The 21,053-nt window shown below is 55.9% G+C and carries 18 protein-coding genes; all 18 read right to left on the bottom strand.

The genetic code is table 11. From position 1 onward, the window contains the following. Nucleotides 1-66: 66 nt before the first annotated feature. Entirely contained in the window at nt 67-1,158 is a 1,092-nt protein-coding gene (locus SMC3_RS03560) for a WG repeat-containing protein (RefSeq protein WP_119089832.1), read from the bottom strand. Nucleotides 1,159-1,338: 180 nt separating this feature from the next. Further along, a complete protein-coding gene (locus tag SMC3_RS03555; RefSeq protein WP_119089831.1) occupies nt 1,339-3,363 on the bottom strand; it encodes a RelA/SpoT family protein in 2,025 nt (674 codons plus the stop codon). After that, complete coding sequence (locus tag SMC3_RS03550) at nt 3,360-3,872, bottom strand: adenine phosphoribosyltransferase (protein ID WP_119087403.1); 513 nt, start codon at nt 3,870-3,872, stop codon at nt 3,360-3,362. Before SMC3_RS03550 ends, SMC3_RS03555 begins: the two co-directional genes overlap by 4 nt. Nucleotides 3,873-3,918: 46 nt before the next feature. Next, nucleotides 3,919-4,845, bottom strand: coding sequence for a protein translocase subunit SecF (gene secF, locus SMC3_RS03545; RefSeq protein WP_119087402.1), 927 nt, complete (start codon nt 4,843-4,845; stop codon nt 3,919-3,921). Nucleotides 4,846-4,856: 11 nt separating this feature from the next. Beyond that, complete coding sequence (gene secD / locus SMC3_RS03540) at nt 4,857-6,095, bottom strand: protein translocase subunit SecD (RefSeq protein ID WP_119089830.1); 1,239 nt, start codon at nt 6,093-6,095, stop codon at nt 4,857-4,859. Nucleotides 6,096-6,180: 85 nt separating this feature from the next. Beyond that, nucleotides 6,181-7,305 (bottom strand): tRNA guanosine(34) transglycosylase Tgt, encoded by a 1,125-nt coding sequence (gene tgt, locus SMC3_RS03535; protein WP_119087400.1) that lies wholly within the window; start codon nt 7,303-7,305, stop codon nt 6,181-6,183. A gap of 9 nt (nt 7,306-7,314) precedes the next feature. Further along, the gene (queA, locus tag SMC3_RS03530; RefSeq protein WP_119087399.1) at nt 7,315-8,337 is read right to left on the bottom strand and encodes a tRNA preQ1(34) S-adenosylmethionine ribosyltransferase-isomerase QueA; all 1,023 of its coding nucleotides are present in this window, start codon (nt 8,335-8,337) and stop codon (nt 7,315-7,317) included. 160 nt (nt 8,338-8,497) lie between these two features. Then, nucleotides 8,498-9,745, bottom strand: coding sequence for a GTPase HflX (gene hflX / locus SMC3_RS03525; RefSeq protein WP_119087398.1), 1,248 nt, complete (start codon nt 9,743-9,745; stop codon nt 8,498-8,500). Continuing rightward, the gene (locus tag SMC3_RS03520) at nt 9,742-10,473 is read right to left on the bottom strand and encodes a PHP domain-containing protein (RefSeq protein WP_119087397.1); all 732 of its coding nucleotides are present in this window, start codon (nt 10,471-10,473) and stop codon (nt 9,742-9,744) included. The genes hflX and SMC3_RS03520 overlap by 4 nt, the downstream gene beginning before the upstream one ends. Then, nucleotides 10,470-10,826 (bottom strand): phage holin family protein, encoded by a 357-nt coding sequence (locus tag SMC3_RS03515; protein WP_119087396.1) that lies wholly within the window; start codon nt 10,824-10,826, stop codon nt 10,470-10,472. Before SMC3_RS03515 ends, SMC3_RS03520 begins: the two co-directional genes overlap by 4 nt. Nucleotides 10,827-10,843: 17 nt before the next feature. Continuing rightward, nucleotides 10,844-12,538 (bottom strand): excinuclease ABC subunit UvrC, encoded by a 1,695-nt coding sequence (gene uvrC, locus SMC3_RS03510; protein ID WP_126850785.1) that lies wholly within the window; start codon nt 12,536-12,538, stop codon nt 10,844-10,846. After that, nucleotides 12,507-14,057 carry a ribonuclease Y gene (rny, locus tag SMC3_RS03505; RefSeq protein ID WP_119087394.1) on the bottom strand — a complete coding sequence of 517 codons (1,551 nt, stop codon included), beginning with the start codon at nt 14,055-14,057 and terminating at the stop codon, nt 12,507-12,509. Before rny ends, uvrC begins: the two co-directional genes overlap by 32 nt. 76 nt (nt 14,058-14,133) lie before the next feature. After that, nucleotides 14,134-15,198 carry a recombinase RecA gene (gene recA, locus SMC3_RS03500; protein ID WP_165846544.1) on the bottom strand — a complete coding sequence of 355 codons (1,065 nt, stop codon included), beginning with the start codon at nt 15,196-15,198 and terminating at the stop codon, nt 14,134-14,136. A 51-nt stretch (nt 15,199-15,249) separates the two neighbouring features. After that, the gene (gene thpR, locus SMC3_RS03495) at nt 15,250-15,807 is read right to left on the bottom strand and encodes an RNA 2',3'-cyclic phosphodiesterase (RefSeq protein WP_119087393.1); all 558 of its coding nucleotides are present in this window, start codon (nt 15,805-15,807) and stop codon (nt 15,250-15,252) included. Continuing rightward, nucleotides 15,804-17,135: a 30S ribosomal protein S12 methylthiotransferase RimO gene (gene rimO, locus SMC3_RS03490; protein ID WP_165846543.1), complete on the bottom strand. Its 1,332-nt coding sequence runs from the start codon at nt 17,133-17,135 to the stop codon at nt 15,804-15,806. Before rimO ends, thpR begins: the two co-directional genes overlap by 4 nt. 13 nt (nt 17,136-17,148) lie before the next feature. After that, nucleotides 17,149-17,883: a helix-turn-helix domain-containing protein gene (locus SMC3_RS03485; RefSeq protein ID WP_119087391.1), complete on the bottom strand. Its 735-nt coding sequence runs from the start codon at nt 17,881-17,883 to the stop codon at nt 17,149-17,151. Nucleotides 17,884-17,894: 11 nt separating this feature from the next. After that, complete coding sequence (lon, locus tag SMC3_RS03480; protein ID WP_119089829.1) at nt 17,895-20,258, bottom strand: endopeptidase La; 2,364 nt, start codon at nt 20,256-20,258, stop codon at nt 17,895-17,897. 18 nt (nt 20,259-20,276) lie between these two features. After that, nucleotides 20,277-21,053: AAA family ATPase (locus SMC3_RS03475; RefSeq protein WP_165846542.1), on the bottom strand; the 777-nt coding region annotated here is incomplete at its 5' end.

Raw genomic sequence — 21,053 nt, 5'->3', positions numbered from 1 at the left:
CTGACGATATTGCCGGCTGATGCGTTGATAGAGACTTCTCGACAGGCGCGGATTTCCCTCAGTCTGTCAGTCGTTCCAGTATCGTGTGCCTTCGCTGTCGATGTAGCCGTATGTGCCCTTGACTTCGACCCGAGCGAGCCCCCTGCAGAAGTCATCTGTGCGATCAAACATGGCGGCAATTACCATGCCTCCTTTCGCGTCAACGAAGCCCCATTTGCCGTTGAGAGCGACAGGCGCAAGGCCTTCGCTGAAGGAACGTGCCCACTCATAGATAGCGGGTATTGCCATCCTCCCATTGGTGTCCATGAAGCCGTATTTGCCGTCGACTTCGACACACGCAAGGCCACCGTTGTAAGAAAGCGCGCTCTCATAGGCAGCAGGTATGACCATTGTCCCTTTCACGTCGATGAAGCCCCATTTTCCATCGATTGTGACGCGCGCAAGACCCTCGCTGAAGTCATCGGCGTCGTCATAGACTGGGGGTACCACCGTCTGCCCCATGATGTCAATGAAGCCCTGTTTCTCGTTAACTACGACACGGGCAAGGCCCTCGGCGAAGGAATCTGCGCCATCATAGATCGCAGGGATTGCCATTTCTCCCCCAACATCGAGAAAGCCCCCTTTGCCATAGAGGTTGACGCGCGCAAGACCCTCGCTGAAGTCATCTGCGTAATCGTAGATGGCCGGTATTGCCATATTGCCTCTGGCGTCGACGAAACCCCACTTACCGTTCAGATTGACCCGCGCAAGACCTTCCCGGAAGGAAAGGGCGCCATCGTAGATGGCCGGTATTGCCATATTGCCTCTGGCGTCGACGAAACCCCATTTGTCGTTGAGTCCGATGACACGCGCAAGACCCCCGGCGAAAGAACCTGCACCATCAAACATCGCCGGTATTACCATGTCCCCTTTATCATCGATGTAGCCATATTCACCGTTAAGTTTGACGCGCGCAAGACCCTCGCAGAAGTCATCTACGTTATCGTAAATGGCCGGTATTGCCATATCTCCACCTTGGTTGCAGAATCCCCATCTGCGACCCTTTCGGTAGGGGATGAGCGCTGCAACCTTCGCCTTTCCGCTTGGGAGCTTCGTCCCACAGCAAGGACATGAGGTGGAGCCGTCAGGAATTGTCTTTCCGCAACTTGGACACAGCATCAAGCGCCTCCTTGTCAATTGGCACGGCTCACGGCTCTTGCGCAGAATCGCCAATGTCGATCAGAGCATTACTACATAGTAGACACAACTTGCTCCCCAGCAAATCATGTACTCACACGGGAGACAGACGGGTCAGTCCTCCATCCACGGCAATTTCAGATCACGACCGACGTCCAATCTCTACTGCTGGTTGACGGAAATCACAGACGTAAGTTCTCTGAGCGCTTCCATCGTCTGTCGATAGACGGCTTCGTCAGCGAATTCCGCGACGATCTTGATCTGTGTGCGCGGTGCCTCACCTTTCTTCCTGAACATGGAGAGATGTTCGGCATTCTTCATGTACTTGATGTTGATGTCTCTCTTGGCAAACTCCTCAGACACCTGATAGAGCACGCCGGGGACATTCATGGTCTCGATGACAATAGTTCGTTCACGTACTTTCCGAGGGATCATCTCCCAGTGAGCGTCGACAAGACGCTCCGGCTCCATGGCTAGCGATGGAATATTAGCGCAATCAACTCTGTGAATTGTGACGCCTCTGCCCCGCGTCACGTAACCCAGAATCTCATCAGGATATGAAGGACTGCAACATGTGGCCATGATAATCGGAAGCGTCGCGTCACCTCGAACGACGATGCGGAAGCCACTGTCTGCAGCAGTCCGCCGGCCCGACAGCGACGGACGCGTCGCGACCGTGCGCGGGCGCTCCTCCACGTCCAGCTTCTCGGGGGTTGAATGCTCCAGTTCTTTCTTCCGTAGATATGCCCGGATATGCCCCTTTGTCGAGGCCGCCTTGACAAACTGCAGCCAGTCTGACTTCGGCCCTCCGGAATTCCGCGAGGTAATTATCTGTACGCGGTCTCCAGTCACGAGTTCCGTATCGATAGGCACAATGCGATCGTTGACTTTTGCCCCAACCAAGTTGTTGCCTACGTCCGTATGGACGTGATAGGCAAAATCCACTGGAGTGGAGCCAACCGGCAGGTTGATGACGTCTCCTTTGGGCGTGAAGACGAGGACCTCGTCCGAAAACACATCTACCTTGACTCGCTCCACGAACTCTCCGCTACTGCGGACATCTCTCTGCCAGTCCACCATCTGGCGCAGCCAGGCGAACCGCTCTGAATCGACCAGATCGGCCGCCTTACCTTCCTTATACTTCCAGTGGGCAGCCACGCCCATCTCATCGACTTCGTGCATCCGCTTGGTCCGGATCTGGATCTCCAGCGGTTCTCCATTGGAGCCCATCACAGTCGTATGCAGCGATTGATAACCATTCGGTTTTGGAAGAGCGATATAGTCCTTCACCCGCCCGGGAACGACAGTGAATGCTTCGTGCACGTATCCCAGAACGAGGTAGCATTCAGGGATCGTGTTGACAAGAATCCGCACCGCAATGAGATCGTATATCTCGTCAAATGTCTTGCCCTGCTGAACCATCTTGCGGTAGATACTGTACAGGTTCTTTGGCCGGCCCGAGACCTGAGCGTGGATATCCTTTTCTTCCAGGAAATGGTCGATCTGGCCGATCGTTTCCTTTACAAATGCTTCCCGCTCAGCCCGCTTGGCAGCAACAAGTCCAGCCAATCTCCGATACTCATCGGGGTTCAGGTAGCGGAATGCGAGATCCTCCATTTCCCACTTGAGTTCGTATATCCCAAGTCGATGAGCGAGAGGAACGTAGATCTCCATGGTCTCCTGGGCAATACGCTGTTGCTTGTCCTCGCTTAGATATTGCAACGTCCGCATGTTGTGCAGCCGGTCGGCAAGCTTGATCAGGACCACTCGCAAGTCTGCAGCCATGGCAAGGAGGATCTTGCGGACGTTCTCGAGGTTGTTTTCCTCGCGGGACAGGTAGTTCAGCCCGTGGAGCTTGGTAACGCCCTCCACCAATGATGCGACCTTGGAGCCAAATCCGTCCTCCAGCTCCTTGCCCGTCGTCTGGGTGTCCTCTAGAACATCATGCAGCAGGCAGGCGGCGTAGGTCTCAGCATCCAGACGATAACCGGCCAGCACCAGTGCGGCTTTGACCGGATGGAGCATATAGGGAGCGCCAGAAGCACGTTTCTGATTCCCATGCCTCTGGCGCGCAAACACAAACGCTCGTTCAACGAGGCCGACCTCCTCTGGGGAGAGCCAGCCTCGAAGCGTCGCTATGAGAGTCTCAAACTCCTCGTCGACGTCAAACTCAGTGTCAAGCTTCAAAGGTCAAGCAACGAGACAACCCTTCCACCACTCAGCTTGCTGGTTCCGCCGAGGTCCTTCAGAGTCACCAGAAACGCATACGCGACAATGTCGCCGCCCAATGATTGGACAAGGTCGGCAGTCGCGCTGACGGTGCCACCCGTCGCCAGCAGGTCGTCGACGATGAGCACGCGCTCGCCGGGCTTGATGGCATCTTCATGCATCTCAAGGATCGACACGCCGTACTCGAGCTCATATTCTTTCCGAACTGATTTGTAGGGAAGTTTCCCCGGCTTGCGGGCCGGCACAAAACCAACGTGCAGCGCGTAGGCCAGCGCAGCACCGATGATGAAACCCCTCGCTTCCACCCCGACTATCTTATTAATGCGGTCTGTTCTGAACTGCTTCGCCAGTTCGTCAACCGCAAATGCGAACGCGTCGGCATCGCCCATGAGTGGCGTCAGGTCCCTGAACACAATCCCCTTCTGAGGAAAGTCAGGTATGTCGCGTATGTAATCTCTCAGGTTCATTGTGCCTCCCTGCATTGTCCTTTGTCAACTGGGAGCCCTGGAAGCATTATGCCTTCTGCAAAGCAGCTGCCTTCTCTCTACCCTGCACCCACAATACCAGTAGAGGCGTAGAAATATAGATAGAAGAGTAGGTTCCAGAGATGATACCCACCAACAGTGTTGTCGAGAAGTCACGAATTGGAGCTCCGCCCATTATGAACAGAACGAGTACGGCGAGAAACGTCGTAAAGGACGTGTTGAACGACCGCATCCACGTCTCTGTGACTGCAGCGTTTGCAAGCTTATCGAAAGGTTCTTTCGCCCGATATCGCAACTTCTCGCGGATGCGGTCCATGACCACGACACCATCCTGCACGGAATAAGTAATGATCGCAAGAAAAGCACCAACAAAGGGTGCGTTGAGAGGAACCCGGAAAACGGCCAGGATGCCGAGGGCAACGAGGATGTCATGCACCATGCCAAGGATCGTTGCAAGACCGAATGAGAATTTGAAACGAATCGTGATGTAGAGCAAGGTAAACAGCAACGAAAGGGCTAATGCCAAGCTGGATCGACGTAGGAGGTCACGCCCAATGACTGGTGCTATGGAGGTGATTTCCTCGGTGCCTGCATCAACGGCGCCATACTTCGCGACAATGTCACTGATGATCTTCCCACTGACAGCGGGGTCAATCTCACTTGCCTCCACCTTCATCGTAATGCCCTTTGCTCCAGCCCGTTGGACCGTAACGTTACTGTAGCCGTTGGCTGAAAGTATGTCGCGGACGACTGCCTCATCAGGAGCTTTCTCGAAGGATGCGTTGATGAGTGTTCCGCCTATGAAGTCAATGCCAAACTTCAGCGGCGACCCAAAGCTGACCGTATTGACAACCATGGCCACGATGCCAATCACAATAATGACAGATGACATAGTAAACCACGTGCGTGTCCTGCCAATGATGTCCCACGTCAGGATTCTCTCTCTGAATGTCATAGCTGCACCGCCTAACCGAGGAATTTCCGGCTGTTCCTGACAATGCCAGGAGTGAGCAGGAGGTCGACCAGCATATGGCTGGCAAACACAGCCGTGAACATACTGGCAAGAACACCGAGAGCAAGCGTCACGGCAAACCCGCGCACAGTGCCGCTACCGAAATAGAACAGGAATGCGGTGCCCACGAGCACGGTCAGGTTGGAGTCAAATACAGCACGGAACGCCCGGGAGAAGCCAGCACCAATTGCACTCTTTACGGTTTTCTTCATCCCAAGTTCTTCACGAATGCGCTCGAAGATGATACAGTTGGCATCCACTGCCATTCCGATGGATAGAATTGCACCACCGATGGCGGGCAGCGAGAGTGTTGCATGCAACACGAGATATGCAGCCATGAGAATGTCGGCATAGATGATAAGAGCAATGCCGGAGACGAGGCCCAGATACCGGTACATGACGAACATCCAGATGACCACGAGGAGAAAGGCAATCACTGCCGCCAGCGCACTGCGGCGGACAAAAGCATTGCCGAGCGAAGGTCCAACGACTTCCTCGGAGATCGCAACCAGCTTAACAGGAAGCGAACCACTCTTCAGCAACAGTGCATCGTTGCTGGCCTGCTCAGCGGTGAACCCTCCGCTGATGACACCCTGACCGTCGGTGATAGCTGTCTCGACTGTGGGGCTCATCAGTACTTGGCTATCAAGGTAGATACTGATCTTCTTCCCGATGTTCGCCTGAGTAGCCGTCGCAAAGGCAGCCTTGCCCACCGCGTCCAGCGTAAAAGCAATCTGGGGTTCGCCAAGACTGTCCTGCGCCTGACTGAACACGAGCTTGGCATCCGTCAGGTTCTTGCCACTGACAACGACCTTGCCATCCTCGGTCTTGAACTCGAGAAGTGCAGTCTTGCCAATAATCTCTTTGGCCCGTTCGGGATCCTCCCAACCAGGAAGCTCCACCATGATACGCTTTGAGTTGGCGCCCTCACGAACGGCGACCGCCTCGCTGACTCCGAGAGCGTTGACCCGCTTGTCGATGACGCTGACCGCCGCGTTGATCGCGTCGTTCGTCGCCTTTGCCGACTCCGTGTCTTGCGCCTCGAGCACGATGCGCACGCCGCCTCTGAGATCAAGCCCCAGCTTCGGGACCAGCTTCGTGTTCTTGGCAATCAATCCCTGGTAGTTGATCACACCAGCGACAATAGCCACGACAATCACAAGAATAAGGCTTGCTGTTACTTTCGACCGCATTATGGTTCCTCCTCGTTTCGACAACACATCAAATGTACATCAAATAGGACTCAGTGTCAATGCAGCAATGAGCACTGCGAGACGCTCACCATGCCCTGTCGGACGATGCTGTGTACCGCTCGATGAATGCGTGCTTGTACTCGGCAAAGGTGCCGGCCGCAATCGCATCGCGGATTTCGCCAATCATCGTCTGAAGGAACTGGAGGTTGTGAATGGTCGCAAGCGTTCCCGCGAGCATCTCGTTGGCCTTGAACAGATGCCGCAGATATGCCCGGGTGTAGTTGCGACACATGTAGCATGAACAGTCTTCGTCGATAGGGCGGAAGTCTCGTTCGTAGATCTTCTTGGAGATCTTGACGACGCCATCTCGGGTGAAGACCATCTGATTGCGAGCTACCCTCGTGGGCAGAACACAGTCGAACATGTCGACACCGCGGCTGATGATCTCCAGAATCCCGATCGGATCGCCCATTCCCATGAAGTACCTTGGGCAATCGTCGGGGACATGAAGCAAGCTATGATCCAGCATGTCCATGGTCAACTGACGCTCTTCGCCTACGCTGAGACCTCCTATGGCAAATCCCTGCGGTTCCAGCTCCATGATACGCTCAGTCGACTCCTCCCTGAGGTCGCCATAGAAGCCACCCTGCGTGATCCCAAACAGCAGTTGATGCGACTCGCCCATCGCTTTCTTCGCCCGCCCGAACCAGGAGACAGTTCGCGCAAGGTCTTTCTCTGCTGTGACGCGCTCTGAGGGATATTGCGTACAGATATCCAGAGGCATGACCACGTCGGAGTCCAGGTTCTTCTCGATGGCGATCACGCGTTCTGGTGTGAACATATGCCTCGAGCCATCGATAAATGACTGGAACTCGATGCCTTCGTCACTTTTCTTGCTGATTCGGGAGAGACTCATCGCCTGGAAACCACCGCTGTCCGTGAGGATGCTCCAGTCCCAGTGCATGAATCGATGGAGGCCGCCCGCTTCATGCACGACGTCGTCTCCTGGCTGGAGATACAGGTGGTAGGTGTTCGAGAGAATGATCTCGAACCCGATCTCCCTCACCTGTTCTGGGGTAAGTCCCTTGATGGTCGCCTGTGTGCCGACAGGCATGAAAACAGGCGTTCTCACAGTGCCATGGGCAGTCGTCAGGATCCCCGTACGTTCGCGTCCCGTGGAACTCTGACAAGTCGTTTCGAATATAGCCATGCCAGCTGCCTAGAGGATCAGCATGGCATCGCCAAAGCTGAAGAAACGGTATCGCTCGCTGATCGCCTCATGATATGCTTTCCACATGAGATCCATGCCCATATACGCCCCAACGAGCATCAGCAGGGTCGATTTCGGGAGATGAAAATTCGTAACCAGATGGTCGAACCCATGGAACTCATGAGGAGGATAGATGAAGATGCTAGTCTCTCCACTGCCTGCTCTGACGGTCCCATCCGGGTTGATGCATGACTCGAGTGTCCTGGCGACCGTCGTGCCGATGGCAGTTACGGCTGCGTGGTTTACACGAGCTGCGTTGACGGCCCTTGCCGTTTCCTCAGGCAGTGTAAACCGCTCGGTATGCATGTGGTGGTCTTCGACGGTGTCGACGCGGACCGGCTGAAATGTTCCCAGCCCGACATCGAGCGTAACGTGCTCGATGTCGACTCCCAGACCTCTTACGTTGTCTAGCAGCTCCGGCGTGAAATGCAACCCTGCGGTCGGTGCCGCGACCGATCCTGGCTCACGGGCATAAACCGTCTGATAGGCTCCAGGGTCACGGGGAAACTGCTTGATGTAGGGTGGAATCTGAACACGTGCTATGGCCCGGAATTCTTCACTGGTGTATGGATCACGAGAGAACTCGAGCATCGCGTCACCGTCGTCGTTGCGTTCCAGCAGTCGCAGGCTGACATCAGATGTAACAGTGCACGTCTCCCCCGTGTGAAGGCGCTTCAATGGCCTGACCAGTGCCTGGAATCTCGTCGGCGAACGCCGCCCGGTCAGAAGGACATCAATCGTTGCACCTGTGCTGTCCTTCCGGCAACTGAAACTGGCCTCGTTGACGCGCGTATCGTTGACGACAACGACATCATGAGGATGAAGGTACGACAGAAGATCGCGAAACACTCCGTGCTCGATTGTCCCGGCCGCCCGGTCCACGACCATGAGACGCGCAAGGTCGCGCTGTTCAAGGGGTGTCTGGGCGATCAACCCTTCTGGCAGCTCGTAGTCGAAGTCCCGTATATTCACGCTTTGCACTACTCCTTGTTTCCATACCGTTGTACGCCGACGTCATGCATCGGTCTTCAGTTCGGCAGAGTGTATTATATGGATGCAGCCCCCGTTGCCAATAGAGCCGGGGCTCGCAGGCATTCACATGATGGGTTTCAGAGAACTGGGTGGCTGCTGATCAGTCCTTTCGCAGGAAACGGTGAGGGAGACGAGCGCCGGGGGCTGCGCCGGCAGCTTCGATGATCCAGCTGCGCGCGGTGAGTCTCTCATTCAGAACAACTGCACCGGCATAAATTTCAGCTCGCACTCCCGGTTCAGTGAACGGGATGACGTATCGCCCGTGCACCACACGACGGAGCAGGACTTCTGCAATATGGTCCTTGAGTCGATCGACACCCTCGAGCGTCGTAGCAGAGATCATGAACCCCGTCCCGATGAGGAGTACCTTCTCCCGCCTGGCCTGATCAACGATATCGATCTTGTTGAAGACCAGCACTCGAGGAATGTCGGCGCAGCCAATGCGTGCCAGAACGGTGTCAACGACGTGAATACGCTCTTGCAGATCCCGCACGCCCGCATCCACGACATGCAGGAGGAGATCCGCATCACGGGATTCCGCGAGAGTCGAACGAAATGAATCCATCAGTGATTCTGGCAGGTCCCGGATAAACCCGACCGTATCGATCAGAACGGCGGATTGGCGTCCGAAGTGAGCTGGTCTTGCCGCTGTGTCTAGCGTCGCAAACAGCTTGTTCTCGGCCAGCAGCTCAGACCCGGCCAGCAGATTGATTAACGTGCTCTTGCCCACATTCGTATATCCTACGACAGCGACTTTTGCAATCGCCGATTCCTGTCGAGTGTGCGTCTTGATGGCATACCGCGTATCGACTTCCTTCACCTCTTTACGGAGATCATGGATCTCCGATCTCTTCGCTCTGCGGCGCTTTTGAAACAGGGTCTCGCCTGGTCCGCGCATGCCGATATAGCCTGCCTGCTGGTCATACCCTGCATTCATTGCACGCAGCTGCCCGAGCTCAAACATACGCTCTGCAATCTGCACACGCTTCTTCGCTTCGCCCGTGTGCGCATGAGCAGCGAACGTCTCCAGAATGAGCCTGGTACGGTCCATCACCGAACTCTCGAGAAAATCGATCATGTGACGGTACTGCGGAGGCGTAAGCTCAGAATCGAAAATGACAAGATCCGCCCGTAGAGCTTGCAGCAGCTCATGCAACTCTTCGACCTGCCCCTTGCCAAGCAGGAACCGCTGAGGGATCCGTTGCACATAAGTTTTGGACTCGAGTACTTCCACTCCGAGGCCTTCGGCCAGCTGTCGTGTTTCTCCAGGGCGGTCAGGGTCGACGATCTCACCGATCCTGCGAACGCTTACAATGACGGCCGTTCGTGCGATGCCTTCGCCGCTCATGACCGGGGAACCAGGTACTGCTGGATCAGCTCTTCCGAGTAGTTCACGGTAGAAGCTGGATCGATGCCGTGTGCAACCAGAAGCCTCTCGCACTCCGACACAATGCCTACGCTGTAGGAGATGTGCGAATCCGAGCTCATCAGAATCGGGGCATGATATTTGCCGAGGAGCTCCAAGACGCGCTCGTAGTGAGCAACGTTGACGTCTTTCCAAGTATGAAGCGCCGACTGGTTCAGCTCGACAAGCACTCCTTTTGCTGCTGCGGCCGCAATCGACTCTTCGAGGTCTACCGGATATGGGAAACGGGGGTCACCGATATGAGCCACGACCGTTATCCGGTTTCTCTCGATAGCCTTGACAAGAGCTCCCGTGTTCTCTGAAACCGACGAGCCCCCGTATCCTGTGGAATTGTGGAACCCGGCAATGACGATGTCGAGCTCATACAACAACTTCTCAGGCATGTCCAGGTCGCCCCACGGATTGATGATGTTGGCTTCGACCCCTATGAGTACCCGGATCCCGGGCAACTGGCGCAGAGTGTCCTGCCTGTTGAGGTTCTTGAAGTAGTCCAACTTGGGTCCGTCCGGGCGCGCAGGCCCATGATCCGTAATAGCAAGATACTTCAGGCCACGCTGCTGTGCTGCAACAACTACTTCCTGAAGCGTAGAGAACGCATGTCCGGAGAAGACGGTATGGACGTGGAAGTCGCCAAGCATCTGTGGACTCATTTCCGCTTCCCTCCGTTGTCTCTGAGCAAAGATGAAACAATCATGCTCCCGAAGGACACGAGCACCCACCCGATGAGCGCCGCCAGGAATCCATGCACGTCAAAGCCCGGGACCAGCCATGCTGTCAGGGCCATGACCGCCGCGTCGATGACAAGCGTGAACAGTCCAAGACTCAGAATGCTCAGTGGAAGGCTTATGGCGAGCAGAATCGGGCGAATGAGAGCGTTCACGAACCCGAAGATGAGTGCGGCCCATAACGCCGTCCATAGCGAGGCAACCTCGAATCCGGGGACTACCCGGCTGACGAGCAAGAAAACCGAAGCATTCAGCAATAGGCGAATGATGAGGTCCATAAGGTCTCCTTTCGAAATCAGCGGTGCTTCAGAGGACGTTCGTGGCGTTTGTGGAACTCTCGCTTGCCAAAGCGATGAGCTTCGTCCCGAACCGCCATAAGCAACAGCAAAGCGCCGGAATCATGTGAGAGCCGTACCGGTTCCAGTGTTCCTTCGCGGTACAGGAGTTCTTCCTTCTTGGCAATGCCCACAACAGGCACATTCACCCCAGCATTGTCGCGCACAGCGCATACGGCTCCCAGTTGCGAAAGCCCGCCGTCGATCAGCAGCAGATTCGCAGGATCACCGAACGTAATGTCGCTCCATCTTGCGAAGCGCCGAGCAAGAGCCTCTGCCAGCATTGCCGGATCGTTCGGCGTATCCAGGGAGTGCATGTTGAACAGTCTATACTGATCCTTTGCCGGTTTGCCGGCTACAAAAACGACCATGGAAACGGTGGCGTCCTTTCCTGAGATGTTCGATACGTCATAACCCTCGATACGCACCGGCATGCGTTCAAGGTCCAATACCGCTTTCAGAACGGACAGCTGCGCAGGGATGTCACTCGCCCGTGTTGAGGCAATCAGTTTCTGTTCCGCGTTCTCAGTTGCAAAGCGCAGGAGACGCGAGGTTTCTGTCGAACGTGGCGACGCCAGGGAAATTGCGGCCCCAAGAGCCTCCCGCAGCCGCTCGCGCACAATTGTCGCTTCGGCGCCCACAGCGTCGACAGCTATCCGGGCCGGAGCAGCTACATGAAACCGGTCGTAGAAATCAATGATGAGATCAGCCCGCATGACTGGATCAAGCGTCCCCTTGCCTTTCAGATCATAGATAAATTCTGTGGAAGCGATCAGCCGTCCCTCGCGAAGCGCTTGCCGGACAACGGCAACAAGATTCCCCTGTTGATGAAACGCGAAGACATCCATGTCTCGCACCCGGGGCGCGAACACGGCGTACCGCTCAAACAATCCCTTCAGCGCAAGGCAGGAGTCCCGGTAGCGTACCGCCCGCTCGTACTGTTGCGACCGAGATGCCTGATCCATGCTGTTCTCGAGCTGCCTCAGCAACGTGCGCATCTTGCCGTTCAGGAACGCCGACAGATTCTGAACTACCTCGGCATACTCATCCTGGGAACATCTGTTCCCACATGGCGCCAGACAGAGACCTAGATCAAAGTCAAGGCACGGCTTGGTGGGTTTCGCCGGATCGATTCGTCGATGACACGTTCTGACTGGAAACGCACGTCTCAGGCTGTCAAGCCCAAGATTCAACAGTCCAGACTTCGGATATGGACCGAAGTAGCGGTTTCTGGCCGTCGTCACGCGACGGGTCTTCCTGAGGATCGAAAAAGCTTCTCCCGTCAACTCGATAAGGGGATACGACTTGCCGTCGATGAGCTGGATATTGTAGTGGGGCTTGTAGCACTTGATGAAGTTCGACTCGAGCACCAGGGCCTGGTCCTCGTGTCCCGCCGTGATAAAACTGAAGAAGCGGGCATTACTCACCATCGATCTTGTTTTCGGGTTCAGATCATTTCTAAAATACGACTCGACTCTCTTGCGGAGATTCTTCGCTTTGCCGACATAGATGATACGGTCAGAAGAATCCCGTATGACGTAAACCCCCGGCATAGCCGGGAGTTTACCGAGAGAATCCTTCTCGAAAGGCAGCTTATATGCAGTATCCAGGCCGTTGAGAGCGCTATTTTGCGTAGTCAGAATATCTGGTCTCACGAACAACGGTCACCTTGATCTGCCCCGGATACGAGACTTCCAGCTCCACTTTGCGAGCAACATCCATAGCGATCTTTGCTGCCAGGGACTCGTCAACTTCATCGGGTTCCACCAGAATTCGGAGCTCGCGCCCCGCCTGTATGGCATAGGACTTCTTGATTCCTGGTATCGAGTTCGCAATAGATTCCAGTTTTTCCAGGCGCTTGATATAGCTTTCAACGCTCTCACGACGAGCGCCCGGTCTCGACGCAGAGAGAGCGTCGGCGACGTGCACGATGACGTCAAGAACGGTCTCCATGGGAACGTCAGCATGATGTGCGGCGACAGCATGAACGATGTCCCCGGATTCGCCAGACTTGTTCAGGATATCTGACCCGATGAGGGCGTGTGGCCCTTCGACTTCGTAGTCAACAGCCTTGCCGATATCGTGAAGGAACCCGGCTCGCTTTGCTGGTCCAGCAGGCAGCTTCAGTTCAGACGCGATGTTGGCTGCTATGAAAGCCGCCTCCACTGAATGCGCGAGGACGTTCTGGCCATAGCTGGTGCGGTACTTCAGACGGCCAATCAGGCGAGTGATTTCGTCGGAGAGACCAGCAATGCCGACATGATTCGCGGCTTGCTGCCCTTCGCTGAAAACTCGCTCGTCCATCTGGCGTTCTGCTTCCTCGACGAATTGCTCGATGTGCGCCGGGTGAATGCGCCCGTCAATAACTAACCGTTCCAGAGCAATCCGCGCTACTTCCCGTCGAATCGGGTTGAACGCGGACAAGGTAACGGCTTCCGGTGTATCATCGATCAGGAGGTCCACGCCGGTCAGGGTCTCGAAAGCCCTGATATTCCGGCCTTCCCGGCCAATGATGCGCCCTTTCCAGTCTTCGGAGGGGAGAGGAACCACGCTGATCGTAGACTCACCCACGTAAGCAGTGGCAATCTTCTGGATAGACGAAGCAATGACTTCAGCTGCCTTGGCATCAGCCTGAAGCTGAGCATCATGCACCACCTCGCCTACCATCTTGGCGACACGGGACCTCGTGTCCTTCTCGGCTCGGTCTAGAACGATCGTCCGGGCCTCTTCGGGATTGAGTTGCGCAATGCGCTGCAATTCAGTTTCTGCAGCAACTCGCTGACCCTCGAGGATCTCCGTCTTGCTGCGAAGCTTCTCCTGCGCTGTGTCGAGATCCCTGTCTTTCTGCTCCACCTGCTCAACGCGATGGTCAAGAAAGGTCTCTTTCTGAATCAGACGATGCTCCGTCTTCTGCAGCTCCGTCTGGCGGGCAACGAACTTGTTCTCCAGACTGTTCTTTTTCTCTTCCAGTTCTTCTTGGATCTTGAGCCTGTTCTTGGCATTCTCGGCCTCGATACTCGAACGCGCTTCCTGTTCCATCTTGCGTACGAGCTCACGCGCCGACTCAGCACGGTTCCTGGCGATATATCCTTCAACGAGGAGACCTATGACAATACCAAGAATCAGCATCCCCGCATAGATCGCGGAGGAGATGATCCCGTTTGTTCCAAGCATGTATCTACCATCCTTAGTGTGTAAGACTCCGATCCGGCAAACGCCGACCGAAGTGCCTTCAAGGAACCCTGCCGAACTAGTCTGTGGGGACTGGATCCGCTTCAGGCGAAAGCTTGTCGCGGACCTTGCCCTTTATCTCGGCCATGATGTCTGGGTGCTCCTTGAGGTAGGCTGCAGCATTGTCGCGTCCCTGGGCAAGCCGTGTGCCGCCGTAGGCATACCACGACCCGCTCTTCTCGATGATGTCGAACTGCACGGCCAAGTCTACGACCTCGCCGAACGTCTGGATACCCTTGCCGAAAATGATGTCAAACTGCGCCACCCGATAGGGCGGTGCCATCTTGTTCTTGACAACCTTTACCTTTATCTTGTTGCCAATGACCGCGTCGCCCTCGGTGATACTCTCGACGCGACGTACTTCCAGCCTCACGGATGAGTAGAATTTCAGAGCCCGCCCACCTGGGGTGACCTCCGGATTTCCATACGTGACGCCAATCTTCTCGCGCAACTGGTTGATGAAGATAGCACACGTCTGTGACTTGCTCAGAACACCTGCAAGTTTGCGCAGAGCTTGGGACATGAGACGCGCCTGAAGTCCCACGAACTGATCCCCCATCATGCCTTCGAGTTCAACTCTCGGCACAAGTGCAGCCACAGAATCAAGAGCAAACACGTCCAAACCACCTGATTGAACAAGCATGTCGGCTATCTCCAGAGCTTGCTCGGCATAGTCAGGCTGTGAAATGATCAGCTCGTCTACGTCGACTCCGATGTTGCGGGCGTACACGGGGTCAAGAGCATGCTCAGCGTCAATGAACGCCGCCCTGCCCCCCGCTTTCTGTGCCTCGGCAATTGCCTGGAGAGCAAGAGTGGTCTTGCCTCCTCCCTCCGGACCATAGATCTCGACGATCCTGCCACGCGGAAGCCCGCCGATGCCGAGCGCGGCATCAAGGGAAAGGCTGCCGGTCGAAATGGCAGGAACCAACGCCCTGTCTGGGTGATCGCCAAGCTTCATGACTGAACCTTTCCCAAACTGCTTCTCTATCTGTACCATGGCAGCTGCCAGAGCTTTGTCACGATCGGTGACTCTGTCGGCGACCTCATTCTTTTGCACCTTGTCGGTCATCTTTCCGTTTTCCATACAGCCTCCACGTTTGGTGTGAACCTTATAGTTCAGTATAATTCGGTCTCCTTATTCGGCAAATGACACAAGCCGCACCGAAGCGCGGGCAATGTACACCGGATGACCCTGTCCCATGATACTCTCGTAGAGAACAACGTCTGTGACAGGAACCACAAATGGCTCTACAGACCCTGCCTCAATGGCCGCAACCTCGTCATCACGCGTACCGGGTGCAAACCGGCCCAGCGTTACGTGCGGCGCAAAATGCTCCGTCCGACCGTTGGAACCCAGCCCGGACAAGGAGAGATCGATCTTCGCGGCCAAATCAGTGAGAGCCTGGGGGATGACGCTGGGCCCGGTCCACAGAACGGTCGGACGCCCGTCACGCCGAAATACGCCGAACCTGTCCAGCACGACACTGGTTCCTGGCGTCGCCGCGAGCGACAAACGCCCTACTGCGTCATCGATTTGCTCATCCGGAAGCTCCCCCAGGAACCGCAGCGTAATGTGACAGGAGGCAACGGGAACCAGTCTGAGCCTTGGAACAGTTGAAGCGAAGCTCGTCCTGTTGGTCCGCAGCCAGTCAGAGAAGCTGTTTGGCAGAGGAATGGCGACAAATGCTCTCACAGGAGGATGCCGTCAAGGTCGTAGGGACCTACCGCCGTAATCCGTGCCCGGCAGATATCGCCCACTGCAGGCTGCATCTTGTGACCGGTTCGTACCACAACGGTGTTGTCGACGTCGGGCGCATCAAGCAAAGTTCTGCCGTAGATCCCTGACTGAGTCACTCCATCGACAATGACCTCGACATCTCTGCCCAGGTATCGAACCTCATTGATAGAAGAAGAGATTTTCTGCTGAACCTCCATGAATTCACGCAGCCGGCGGCCCTTCGTCGACCAATGCACCTGATCCGGGAACCGTGAAGATACCGCCAAGGCTTCCCTCGAATAGGCAAATGCTGATGCATGATCCAGTCGAAGCACACGGAGATCGGCAAGAAGGCGTTGGAACTGCACTTCGGTCTCCCCGGGGAACCCGACGATAAAGGTGCTCCGGATCCCTGCATCCGGGATGATCCGTCGAACGCGGTTGACCACGCGCGCTGCCGCCCCGGTCGCCCAAGGGCGTCCCATCGCTTTCAGAACAGCTGGATCCGTATGCTGCAAGGGAATGTCGACGTAGTGAGCAATGTGGCGCGAACCACCAATCACCTCAAGGACTTCCTGAGTCACCAGAGTGGGGTAGAGATACAACACGCGCAGAATTCTGACCCCCGACAGTTGATCGAGATCACGAAGGAGAGCTGCAAGCTGTGGACGATGTTCGGGAGTCAGATCCATGCCATAGGCACTTGTGTTTTGCGAAACAAGGATGAGTTCAGTCGCACCAGCCTGTACCAGCTGTTCCGCCTCACGGAGAATCACTTCGGTGGAGCGACTGATGAGAGGCCCCTTGATCCGGGGTATTGTGCAGTAGGTACACCGCTGCGAGCACCCATCCGCTATCTTGAGGTAGGCATAGGAGCCGCTTCCACTCAAAAGGCGTGGCGCCTCGAACGCCCGCATGGCATCCAAGCCGACAGGTCGCTCGACTCCTGGAGGTGGAACCTGCTTCAGCAGGCCCTCCCAGAACGCTTTCTGGTACATCGCGTCTACTCCCATGACGGCGTACAATCCTGGATGTCGCTTCAGGACTTGCTCCCTCCACAACTGTGGATAGCACCCTACCGCCACAATTCGTACAACATGCCCTTCAGTCTGCAGGTGCTCCACGGCATCGAGTGTCTCGTCAGCCTCATCACGAGCCGCTCCCAAGAAGCCACACGTGTTAATGACGACAACATCGGCATCCTGAGGCTCGGCACAAACCAGAGCCGTTGGTTCTGCCGCCATGACTTGCCCAAGCATTGCCTCGCTGTCAGCCAGGTTCTTTGCGCACCCGAGGCTGACCATACAAACTCGAGGCCTACGGTGTATGCGCTGGCGAACCATACTCAAGGGTCATGACCGTCTTGTCAGGAGAGGCCACTCCCTGATCAACACCATTTGCCGTCACCTGTGTATGCATGGCATTGCCAAAGTTGACGACAACATGGTTCCCTGTAGCCTGCGTGCTGTCTCCCGGACTCAGGATTCCGGAAAAAACGACGCTCCCGTCCACTGTGATCTCTAGCCATGCACGTTGAGTCGTCGAGGTGAATCTGAGCGTTATCGCCCCCTGAGTTGGCAAGACCGGCGTGGTACCCGAAGGCACGGACGGCGTACTCGATGGCCCGGTCTGCCCTCCTGGCACAACGGGCGTTACCGCCCATGGTCTCCACAGCAGAACGACGGCAGCCACCAGAGCCACTACTACGATCAGAGCAGTGGGAACAAGGCTACGCTTCTTCGTATATGCTCGAACAGTTGTCGCAGAATGACTAAGCTTCGCAGGTTGCGCAGTCGCTGCGTCAGGGTTCACGGCCACGGTGGCAGAAGAACCCCCGAACGCTGCAACAATGTCGTCACCGTTCAGCCCAAGATACTCGGCGTAGCGACGTGCGTATGACTTGAAGAACCCGTTCGGTTCCGGTGGACCGCCCGCTTCCAAGGATTCAAGCATGGACTTGCGCAGGAGAGTTGCGCGGGCAACATCCTCGAGCGACAATTCAAGCGACGTTCGCTTTTCCCGAAGAGCTGTTCCGGCCTGTTGGCGATCCATCCAGTCTCCTCCTAGCGCCGACGCTTGGAACCGCTTGCTGTTCCGGCCGGCAGGAGAGCCTTGTCAAGTACCTGTGCAATGTCGTTGACAAAGGTGAACTCAAGTTTCTTGCTGATATCGGGCGAGATCTTGCTCGTGTCGCGACGGTTCTCCTCGGGAAGGATCAGCTTCCTGATCCCTGCGCGGTATGCGCCGAGTACCTTTGCCTTGATACCGCCGACAGGCAACACCTGCCCGCGCAACGTAATCTCGCCAGTCATCGCTATGTCTGAACGCACTTTCCGGCCCGTGAGAGCCGAAACCATGGCTGTTGCCATCGTGACACCGGCAGATGGCCCTTCCTTCGGGACCGCGCCTTCCGGAACATGCACGTGCAGATCCGTCTTCTCAATGAAATGGGGGTCCAGCCCAATGTCGACAGCATGCGTACGGATATAGCTGAGCGCAGCCTGGGCCGATTCCTTCATCACGTCGCCGAGTTGGCCCGTGAGTTGAAGATTGCCCTTGCCGTCCATACGCGTGGACTCGACATAGACAGTGTCACCACCGTACTGGGTGACAACAAGACCGCATGCAACTCCTACGCGCGCTTCCTTGATGAGACTCGTGTAGGAATACGGGGCCAGATCCAGATAGGCCGCAAGACCGTCCGCGTGAACGGTAGCGCCTGTAAACGACTTCTTCTCCTCAACCTTCGCTCTGGCTACCTTGCGGCATATCCTGACAAGCGAGCGTTCGAGTCCTCGTACTCCGGCTTCCCGCGTGTACTGCTGGATAATCGCCAGAACGGCTCGGTCATCGATCACAAGGTCTTCCTTCTTCAGTCCATGCTGCTGCATCGCCTTAGGAAGAAGGAAATGCCGAGCTATCTGCTGTTTCTCCTCGTCCGTGTATCCAGGCAGGGAAATGACCTCCATGCGGTCGAGGAGAGCAGATGGAATCGTCTCCGATACGTTCGCCGTCGTCAGGAAAAGGACCTCAGAAAGGTCAAATGGGATTTCGATATAGTGGTCGCTGAACTGCGTATTCTGTTCTGGATCGAGAGCCTCGAGCAGAGCAGCTGTCGGGTCGCCCCGGAAATCCGCGCCAACCTTGTCGATCTCATCCAGAAGGAATACTGGATTCTTGGTGCCTGCCTGCTTGATTCCCTGAATAATGCGCCCCGGCATAGCTCCAACATAGGTTCTGCGGTGTCCGCGCACTTCCGCCTCGTCCCGAATGCCGCCGAGGGAGACATGGACGAACTTTCTGTCGAGCGTCTCCGCAATGGATTTGCCCAGCGATGTCTTACCAACACCAGGCGGCCCGACAAAACAAAGAATCGGACCCTTGGCCTTGTCCGAAAGCTTGCGCACTGCAAGATACTCGAGTATCCGGTCCTTAATCTCTTCAAGCCCATAGTGGTCCTTGTCCAGAACCTTGCGTGCACGCTTCAGGTCAATCTTGTCGGCAGTCCTGATGTCCCATGGGAGGCCAATAAGCCAGTCCAGATATGTTCTGATGATGGAGCTTTCTGGACTCATCGCAGGCGTTTTCGCAAGTCTGGCCAGCTCTTCCTCGATCTTGTCGCGGGCGTAGGCAGGCATATGGATCTTCTCGAGCTTCTGCCGGTACTCTCCTACCTCGCCGGCCTCCTCACCCTCTTCACCGAGTTCTTTCTCGATTGCTCTGACCTGCTCGCGGAGGTAGTACTCTCGCTGGGACTGGTCGATCTTGGCTTTCACGTCGCTCTCGATCTTCCGTGCAAGCTCCAGCACATAAATCTCTTTGGCGAGGAGTTCGGCGATGCGGTGAAGTCGTTCTTCTGCATCCGGTATAGCAAGCAGCGCCTGCCGGTCTTCGGTCCCGAGCAGTAGGCTGCTCGCAACAAGGTCTGCGAACCTGTCGGGCTCCGTGACGCCGGAGACATTGTTCACCGTCTCCGACGGTAATTTCCTGGACAACTCGACGTACTGGGAAAACTGGTCGAGAACAACACGCATGAGAGCCTGGCGCTCCGTTGACGTCTTCTCGTCTGCCGGCAGTGGCTCGACGCTGGCCACAAGCATCTCGTTGTCGTCCGAGCGCACGTTCGTGATGCGAACCCTGCGGACGCCCTCTACGAGAACTCGATCGCTCCCATCGGGCAGTTTGAGCAGCTGCAGAATCTCGGCACCGACGCCGATATCATAGAGATCGGCAAGCCCAGGGTCTTCGTTCGATTCATCTTTCTGGCATACAAGCACAATCTTGCGATTACCCGCCAACGCAGACTCGATGCTCTTCAGCGATTTTGGCCTGCCCACAAAGAGGGGAAGGACATGGTACGGAAAAACCACCACGTTCCGCAGGGGAATCAGTGGCGCTTCAGATAGTTCCCAATCACGTTCACTCATTGAGGGTATTGTCTCCTGTCAAGCGGATTCCTGCAAGGGAATGCGCTCGGTCGTCCCGTCGGTTCTCGTCGTAACGATCTCATGGCACTCCGAGAAAAACTCGTCTCCCACGGATACCTCCGTGACTCCCTTGAAGGAGGGAACTTCGAACATCAGATCCACCATGGGCTGGTCGACTACAGCTTTTAGACCACGGGCTCCCATACCCATGTCTTTTGCTTTTTCGGCTATGCGTTCCAGTGCGGATTCGGTGAATACCAGGCTGACCCCGTCCATGGCAAAGAGCTCCTGATACTGCTGGACGATCGAATTTTTCGGCTCGACCAAAATCCGTCTCAGATCACTCACTGATAGCTCTTGCAGCTCGAGTTTCAGGGGAAATCTGCCTACGAGCTCAGGCAACAAGCCAAACTTGACAAAGTCGGCACTGAGCAGCTTCTTGCCTTCATGGTCGGCGGGTTCGTGAACGAACCCAACCTCCCTCGGAGTTGACCGCAGTTTCCTGATATTGTCGAGTCCGTCAAATGTCCCACCCCCAATAAAGAGAACGTCTCGGGTGTTGAACTTGATGTTCTCCTGAAGAGGATGCTTGCGTCCACCCTGAGGAGGGACATTGGCAATGGTCCCCTCCACGATCTTGAGCAGTGCCTGCTGGACTCCTTCACCACTGACATCACGCGTGATCGACGGGTTTTCGGACTTCCGCCCAATCTTGTCGATCTCGTCGATATAGATGATGCCACACTCAGCCCGAGCGATGTCGAAATTCGTAGCCTGCAGGAGTCCAAGGAGGAT

The organism is Candidatus Cryosericum hinesii, assembly GCF_003570985.1.
In the GTDB taxonomy this organism is placed as follows: Bacteria; Caldisericota; Caldisericia; order Cryosericales; family Cryosericaceae; genus Cryosericum; species Cryosericum hinesii.
Note: the sequence above shows the minus strand (reverse complement) of the source record. Positions and strands in the feature narration are given on the sequence as shown.